This window comes from Xanthomonas sp. A1809 (assembly GCF_017746015.1).
Classification (GTDB): domain Bacteria; phylum Pseudomonadota; class Gammaproteobacteria; order Xanthomonadales; family Xanthomonadaceae; genus Xanthomonas; species Xanthomonas euvesicatoria.
This window is the reverse complement of sequence record NZ_JAGHWZ010000019.1, coordinates 1-8064: the sequence shown is the minus strand read 5'-3', so window position 1 is coordinate 8064 and position 8064 is coordinate 1. Positions and strand designations below refer to the sequence as shown.

5 protein-coding genes are annotated in these 8064 nt (G+C 64.4%); 2 read left to right on the top strand and 3 right to left on the bottom strand.

What is annotated here, in order from left to right:
• Nucleotides 1–189: 189 nt before the first annotated feature.
• Nucleotides 190–1182, bottom strand: a complete 993-nt coding sequence (locus tag J7396_RS20635) for a DedA family protein/thiosulfate sulfurtransferase GlpE (protein WP_011347118.1) — start codon at nt 1180–1182, stop codon at nt 190–192.
• Between the two features lie 44 nt (nt 1183–1226).
• Nucleotides 1227–2171 (bottom strand): LysR substrate-binding domain-containing protein, encoded by a 945-nt coding sequence (locus tag J7396_RS20630; protein WP_209262027.1) that lies wholly within the window; start codon nt 2169–2171, stop codon nt 1227–1229.
• Between the two features lie 131 nt (nt 2172–2302).
• Here J7396_RS20630 and J7396_RS20625 point away from each other — a divergent pair, with 131 nt between their 5' ends.
• A complete protein-coding gene (locus tag J7396_RS20625; RefSeq protein WP_011347116.1) occupies nt 2303–3004 on the top strand; it encodes a pirin family protein in 702 nt (233 codons plus the stop codon).
• A gap of 410 nt (nt 3005–3414) precedes the next feature.
• Here J7396_RS20625 and J7396_RS20620 read toward each other — a convergent pair whose 3' ends face one another.
• Complete coding sequence (locus J7396_RS20620) at nt 3415–5373, bottom strand: PAS domain-containing methyl-accepting chemotaxis protein (RefSeq protein WP_029819220.1); 1959 nt, start codon at nt 5371–5373, stop codon at nt 3415–3417.
• A gap of 1282 nt (nt 5374–6655) precedes the next feature.
• Here J7396_RS20620 and J7396_RS20615 point away from each other — a divergent pair.
• Nucleotides 6656–7810: a site-specific integrase gene (locus tag J7396_RS20615; RefSeq protein ID WP_046932049.1), complete on the top strand. Its 1155-nt coding sequence runs from the start codon at nt 6656–6658 to the stop codon at nt 7808–7810.
• Nucleotides 7811–8064: the final 254 nt, after the last annotated feature.

Genomic DNA, 8064 nt, shown 5'->3' with positions numbered 1-8064 from the left:
TCGAATCTCTCCGGGCGCACCAATCTTGAAGAAAACGACCAGCTTGCTGGTCTTTTTTTTGCCCGTCGTTTTTGCCGAAGCAGACGATGGCGCGCATTGCGTTGCATTGAGTGTGCTGTTCCATCGCGCGATGCCGATCTCTGAGCAACGCGCTCGCCGACCTCACCACAGGCACCGCCTCCAGGGCAATCAGGCCGTGGCAGTAGCCGCGTTCGCGTCGGCAACCACCGTCACCGGCACCAGCGATGTCACCGGATGCCCGGCATCGCGCCATGCATCCAGACCGCCCAACAGTGGCCGCACATCGCGGTACCCGCGCTCGCGCATCCGCGCGGCCAGCCATGCTGCAGACACCTCGTCCGGACACGCGCAGTAGATCACCACACTACGATCGCGCGGCACGCTGGCAAGGATCTGCGCCAGCTGACGCTCATCGGCGAACACGGCGCCAGGAATCGTGTATGGCTGCAACTGGCGATAGCCCGGAGCGCGGATATCCAGTACGGTCGGTCGCAGGCTTTCTTCGCCATCCAATAACGGCACCAGCTCCTCTACCGCGATGCGCGCATGCTCCAGCGATCGCAACAGGCTCTGCCGTCGCCACCAGCGCCAACCGACATAGCCGGCCAGAAAGGCCGCCAAGACCACGATCGCGCCCGAGCCGAGTTCGGACAGCAAGGCGAGCACGTCCTGCACCTGACGCGCGAACACAGCACCCACACCCAGGCCGACCAACGCCCACAACGATGCACCGAAGGCGTCGTATCGCAGGAACGCCGCAGGACGTACCCGCATTGCTCCGGCCATCGGCACCGAGACCATCGACAAGCCCGGCACGAACTTGGCGACCGCCAGCACGCGCACGCCCCAGCGCGAAAAAAAGCGCTCGGTCTGCTTCATGCAGCTGTCGCGCGAGAGCGACAGCCGACACAGCGACTGCAAGGTGCGGTTACCGAAGCGGCGACCGGCCAGATACCAGACCAGATCGCCCAAGAGACTTGCCGCGACAGACACCGCCAACGCCGCAAGCCCGGCCAGCCAGGCATCGCCGCCCCCTTGCAACGCATAGCTGGCACCGACCAGCACCAGGGTCGGCAGCGCTGGCACCGGCAGCCCCAGCGACAACGCCAGCACGTTGGCGAACACCAGCGCCAATCCGTACTGTTCGATCAAGCCTTGCATGCGACGACCCTGCGCGACGGCGGGGCACCATTATCCGCCCTCCCTCACGGCGGCGACTGCCCGGCAGCGACGGAACGATACGTTGCGGCCAAGGCGTGCAACCAGCGCTCGAACAGGCCTTCGCTACGCAAGGCGCGCCGCCACCAGCTCAATGCCTCCCCTTCTTCGCCCGGCCGCCATGCCAGATAAAAGGTTTCGTCGGGCTTGCGGGTGTCCACCTGCACCTCCCGCAGCCGGCCCTCCTGCAGCGCCCCGCGCGCATACGGTTCGGGCAGAAAGCCGTAGCCGGCGCCGGCCAGTTGCAGCAGCAGCTTGGTCTGCATGTCGGGCACGGTGAGCACATCGCGCCCGGAGAGCAGCCCGACCGTGCGCGGCAGCAGGCGCCGCGCCGAGTCCGCCACGGCAATTGCACGGTGTTCGGCCAGCTCCGCCGCGCCCAGCAGGCCGGCTTCCGCCAGCGGAGACGTGGATGCCACGGCAAACACGAACCGCAACGTGCCGATCGGCTCGGCCACATAGCCGCCGCCACTGGGCCCCTCGCCCGCCGCCACGATCAGGTCCACGCGCCTGTCCAGCAGCGCCTCCCAACTGCCCGACAACGACTCGCTCAGCACGCGCAGCCGCGTGCTGTCGGCCACGGTGTAGAAGTCCAGGATCTGCGGCTGCAGCAAGGCCGCAGGCAGCACCCCATCCAGCCCGATCGCAAAATCCGACTCCCAGCCGGAGGCCACGCGCCGCACCCGCACCTCCAGCTCTTGCGCGGCACGCAGCAAGTGGCGCCCCTCGCGCAACAGCTCGCGGCCCGCCTGGGTCGGCGTGGCCTTGGGTCCCACCCGCTCGAACAGCTGCACGCCCAGATCCTCTTCCAGTTTGGACACCGTGTAGGAAATCGTCGAAGGCACCTTGAACAGCACCTTGGCTGCGGCCGCGAACGAGCCACGCCGGTCGATGGCATCCAGGATCTGCAGTGCTTCCAGGCTGATTTTCATTGTTCGAAATTTTCGATGATAGCGGCCAAATCTACTCGCTTTTTGTGCCGGACGCAGAGGTGGAGACTACGCATCAAGCCGCTGGACACCGATCGCCCAGCGCCAATTTCAAACCTTCCAGGAGAAGCAGCATGTTGAATGTCCGCAAGAGCGAAACCCGTGGCCGCGCCGAACATGGCTGGCTGTCCTCGCGCCACACCTTCTCCTTTGCCAGCTATCACGATCCGCGCCATATGGGCATTGGCCCGCTACGGGTGATCAACGAGGACAAGGTGCAACCGGGCGAAGGCTTCGGCACCCACGCTCACCGCGACATGGAGATCATTTCCTATGTCCTGGGCGGCGCGCTGGAACACAAGGACAGCATGGGCACCGGCTCGGTCCTGCATTATGGCGACGTGCAGCGGATGAGCGCCGGCAGCGGCGTGACGCACAGCGAGTTCAATCACTCGGCCAGCGAGCCTGTGCACTTCCTGCAGATCTGGGTAATGCCCGAGCGTGCCGGCATCGAGCCAAGCTACGAAGAAAAGCACTTCGATGCCGAGAGCAAGCGTAACCAGTTGCGCTTGATCGCCTCGCCAGGCGGTGACCATGGCTCCCTGCGCCTGCACCAGGACGCACGCCTGTATGCCTCGATCCTGGATGGCCAGGCGCGTTTGCAGCAGCCGCTGGCCGAAGGCCGCATCGGCTACGTGCAGGTGGCCCGCGGCAGCCTGAGCGTCAATGGGCAAGCGCTATCGGCTGGCGACGCGGTGCAGATCGTCGGCGAGCCGGAAATCGTACTGGCCGATGCACGCGATGCCGAAGTCCTGGTGTTCGACCTGCCCAAGTAAAGCAAGGCTGGCTGGATGGCGTACCTGCGCAGGATGGTGTGCGATGCGCTGGCCAGTGCCGAAACAAACAAAGCCCGCTTACGCGGGCTTTGTCTTGTGCGCAGCTTCTTGGGAGCTGACCAACCCTGACGCGGCAGCTGATGGCACGTGGCTTACGCCCTATGCCTTGATGCCCAAGATCCGCGACACGGACATGCGATTTGCGACTGCCGGTTGCGCGCTGCGATCGATGTGTTGCCAATCGCCGCTCGCATCTTTACTGCGGTCGATATGTCGTCGCAGCGGCGCTGATGGCAGCGACTGCCTCAGCACCGCAGGTTCGGGCACTTGCGCCCAGATCCACTACTAAAGGAAGTTGCAATATGTGAGGGCACATCACGACGTCGCTTGCGAAACGCAGTGAACCATCATCACGCCACTTTCGCTGTCGCGCGCCGCGCAGCCTGCGCATCGACCTGCACTGGCGCGCGATCCGCCCCGCCATCTGCATCGCCATTGACCAAGGCGAACAGCGCATCCGCATCGCCTTCCAGCACGCGCGCTGAACGCGCCAAGTCGCCCACCATCTGCGCCTGGTCGCGCGCCTGCACGCCGATCGACTGCAACGCGGTATTGGCGCTGGAAATGTCCAGCGCCTGATCATGGCTGGCAGCGGCGATCTGCTCCACGGTCGCAGTGACGCGCAGGACCGACGTCACCATGTCCTGCATCACCACACCGGCCTGTTCGGCCAGGCGCGAGCCATCGCCGACCTGATCGGTCGCGTTGTCGATCAGGGACCGGATCTCCCTGGCCGACACGCTGCAGCGCTGCGCAAGGCTACGCACTTCGGTCGCCACCACCGCAAAACCGCGCCCCTGTTCGCCCGCACGCGCCGCCTCGACCGCAGCGTTCAGGGCCAGGATGTTGGTCTGAAACGCGATGCCGTCGATCACCTCGATGATCTGACCGATGCGGTCGGTCGCCGAGCGGATGCCGGCGGTGGTCTTGACCACATCGGCAATGACCTCGGCACCGCGCCGCGCCACCGTGGCCGAGTCTTCGGCCATGCGCCGCGCCGAACCGGCATTCTCGGAATTGGCCCGCACCGTTGCGGCCAGCTGATCGATCGTGCTCGAGGTCTGCGCCACCGCAGCAGACTGCGTAGACACGCGACTGACCAGCTCCTGGTTGCTCACGGAAATATGGTGCGCCTCGCGCTGCACGTTCTGCGCAATGCTCATGGTCTGCAGCATCAAATCGCGCATCCGTTCGGCCGAACGCACCTGGTCAGTGACGTCGGTTGCGTATTTGACCACCTTGTAGGGTCGCCCGGAGACGTCCAGGATCGGGTTGTAGGAAGCCTGGATCCATACCGTGCTGCCATCCTTGCGCAGTCGGCGATAACGTCCCGCATCGAACTGGCCGCTCGCCAGTTTTGCCCAGAACTGCCGGTACTCCTCGGACGCGCAGTAGGCCGCATCGACGAACACGCTGTGGTGTTGGCCGATCGCCTCGGCCGCCGGATACCCCATGATGGTCAGGAAGTTTTCGTTCGCACCGAGCACGTTCCCTTGCAGGTCGAACTCGATCACCCCCATGACCTTGTCGATCGCCCGGATACGCCCGTCCGCATCGGCCGAATCGATCACCTGGCGGGTCACGTCGGTGGCGTACTTGACCACCTTGTACGGTCGCCCGTGCTCATCGAGCACCGGGTTGTAGGACGCCTGGATCCACACCTCCCTGCCGTCCTTGCCGATGCGCCGATAGCGGCCCGCATCGAAGGCACCGCGCCCGAGCGAATCCCAGAACGCGCGATACGCAGCTGACTGGCGCGTGCCGGCATCGACAAACATGCCATGGTGCTTGCCGCGAATCTCCTCGAGCCGGTAGCCCATCACGTGCAGGAAATTCTGGTTGGCCGCGAGCACGGTGCCGTCCAGCGAAAACTCGATGACCGCCATCACCTTGTCGATGGCGTCGATGCGCCCCTCGAAGTCGGCTGTCTGGCGTACCTGCGCAGTGATGTCGGTGGCGTACTTCACCACGCGATATGCCTTGCCGGATCGATCCAGCAACGGGTTGTAGGAGGCATTGATCCACACCTCGTGCCCGCGCTTGTCCAGCCGGCAGAAGCGCCCGGCATTGAAGTCGCCGCGCCGCAGCCCTTCCCAGAAGTGCCGATAGCTTTCGCTGTCGCGATCTGCGGCCGTCACGAACATGCGGTGGTGCTGGCCGACCACCTCGTCCAGCCGATACCCCATCAGGGCCAGGAAGTTCGAGTTTGCATCCAGAATGCGACCGTCCAGATCGAACTCGATCACCGCCATCACCCGGTCCACCGCTGCGACCTTGTGTTGCAGCCCGCGACCCCAGAAGGAGAACACACGTCCAAGCAGGTGCGATAGGCGCATCACGTCAACATCCGAGATATGGTTCACGTCCTTAGCGACCCATGCGCCGGTTACTTGACCCCCACCACGTACCGCATCTACAAGGCGGTTCAGATGCGTAAGGCAGCGGCGACGCGCTCCGGCGCGAAGCGGCAATGGCACTGGCCCTGAGTTGCCTTTATGGCATCCCGGGCAGGCGATCCAACGGGGTGCAAGACCTCAATAGCTGCGCTGCCAGCCTCGACTGCCGAATATCGATAGGCACTTCACGCCGGGTCTTCGGCCCCGGTTCTGGCTTTGGTTGGTTTTGGTTTTGATCCTTATTCCTTGGATGGTTCGCTGGAGTGCAGTGGCGCATCGCTCCAGTTGCAGCAGCGACAAATCCAACGCTGTACTCTCGCGCGCAGAATCAGCGCCTTCGTACACCACCCGCCTGCATGCGCAAGGCGGCAAAAAACCGAAGTGCCCAAGACGCCATCGATACGAGGCTCATTACTGACGTCGATGCGCCTGGCTCGATGCGCTGCACGGCGCGTTGGCGTACACGACACTGGAGAGTGCTGCTTCGCCAGGTGTCGCGCCCTCTCCGCAAGCGCATGCCACCACCATGCCAATGGAATGACATGTCAGAGATGCGCCGAAATCCGGCGGAGGGGCAGCGAGCACGCAGGACGCGACCTCTTCGCAACGCGACAAGGAATCTCACGCTCGCGCTGCAGGCGCCTAAGGCGTCACTATCGACTGTCGAGCGATGCGAGCAAGACCAGGGCCTTCGCTAGCTGGCAACTCTCATGCTTGAGATGCAGCCGGTGAGAGACGCAAAGAATCGTTACCAGCCTCCGGCTAGCAACCGAGCTCGGAGGCGATACTCCCTGAAGCACTGTGGCCGCTGGCGACGCGCGCACAGCGTGACCCTTTCGCCGTCCTCACTGATGGCCTGGGTACTGTTGGCAGGAGTGTGCTCCAGGGCGTCTGCAGCGTTGAACCAACGCCAGCGAGCACCCACGGATATCGCAGATTCGACGACACGCCTTGCCGCAGGCGACGCTCTCAAGCAGTATCGCCTTCTCGACGAACCCGCAGCACAAATAAAAACGCCCACAAATCAGTGATTTGCGGGCGTTAGAACACTGGCGGAGCGAGAGGCCGATATTCACCCCTCATCCAGTCTCACGCGGTCTCAAGATGCCTGAATCGCAAGCCCTGCGACTCCCTGACGGGATCATGCTGCCTCACCCAATCGCAGGCATAAACATGGGGCAAAGCATGGGGCAGCATGGCTAGGCCCACCAATCGATTGAGCGCCAGGGCGGCCCAAACCATCACAGCGCAAGGCTACCACGCTGACGGCGGCGGTCTATATCTGCTCGTGGGACCAACTGGGTCCAAGTCCTGGGTCTTCAGATTCCAATTGCGCGGCCGCCGGCGAGAGATGGGACTGGGCTCGACCACGCTGGTCAGCCTGCAGGAGGCTCGGCGCGCTGTCGTCGAGCACCGGCGCATGCTGCTGGAAGGCCGTGACCCCATCACCGCGCGCGTGCAGGCCAGGTCGGTCGGCCTGACGTTTGGCGAGTGCGCCGATGCGCTCATCGAAAGCCAGAAGGCCGGTTGGAAGAACGACGCCCAGGCGGAGCAATGGACGCAGTCGCTGCGGGACCACGGGCCGGCGCGGGACATGCCAGTGGCGGATATCGACACGGCGCACGTGATGGCCTGCCTGCGACAGATCTGGACCACCAAGACAGAGACCGCGTCGCGCCTGCGCGCGCGCATCGAGCGCGTGCTCGACTGGGCGAAGGTGCATGGCCACCGCCAGGGCGACAACCCGGCGCGCTGGCGCGGCCACCTGGACAATCTTCTGCCCAGGCCGAGCAAGGTGCGCAAGCCCCAGCACCACGCGGCGATGCCCTACGGTGATGCGCCGGCCTTCATGGCCCGACTGCGCGAGCGCGACGCCCGTAGCCGGCGCGCGCTTCAGTTCACCATCCTCACCGCGGCGCGAACGGAAGAGGTGACCGGATCCAGCTGGGACGAGTTCGACTTGGCCGCCGGCATCTGGTCTATCCCGGCCGAGCGCATGAAGGGCGGCCGGGATCACTTCGTGCCACTGTCGACGGCCGCACTGACCATCCTGCGTGGCCTGGATCGCAAGCTACCTCCGTTCGCGATGTCCGAGAACACCATGCTGTATCTGGTCCAGAAGCCGGCGCCCAAGGGCTTTGGCCTACCCTTCACGGTGCATGGGTTCCGGTCGTGCTTCCGCGATTGGGCCGCCGAGACGCAGGACACGCCCGGCGAGGTAGTGGAGATGGCGCTGGCGCATGCGATCCGCAACAAGGCAGAGGCCGCTTATCGGCGCGGTGCGCTGATCGAGAAGAGGCGGCTACTGATGCAGGCTTGGGCCAACTACCTGCTCGGCCGCACAAACTGAACGATCGGCGCCTGTTCCGTTCTCATATTATGAAACCGGCCGGCGACATGCTGACCGTATGCCGACACCTCTCCATCCTGCCTGCCGCTGGGTCTCCGTGACCGCAGATAGCGCGCTAATGCATTTCAACCACGGAACCGTCGCACACATCTCCGGTGGGACAATCTGGCTCTCCTGGCGAGGCACCCAGATATCTGCGCCACAGACCGGCAGCCTCCGGCAAGCAATCAGGTTCGCGGAGCGATGGATCTCCG

Bases quoted from the DNA above. Each gene is read 5' to 3' on its own strand.
- J7396_RS20635 (WP_011347118.1), bottom strand. From the start codon at position 1,182: ATGCAAGGCTTGATCGAACAGTACGGATTGGCGCTGGTGTTCGCCAAC.
- J7396_RS20630 (WP_209262027.1), bottom strand. From the start codon at position 2,171: ATGAAAATCAGCCTGGAAGCACTGCAGATCCTGGATGCCATCGACCGG.
- J7396_RS20615 (WP_046932049.1), top strand. From the start codon at position 6,656: ATGGCTAGGCCCACCAATCGATTGAGCGCCAGGGCGGCCCAAACCATC.
- J7396_RS20625 (WP_011347116.1), top strand. From the start codon at position 2,303: ATGTTGAATGTCCGCAAGAGCGAAACCCGTGGCCGCGCCGAACATGGC.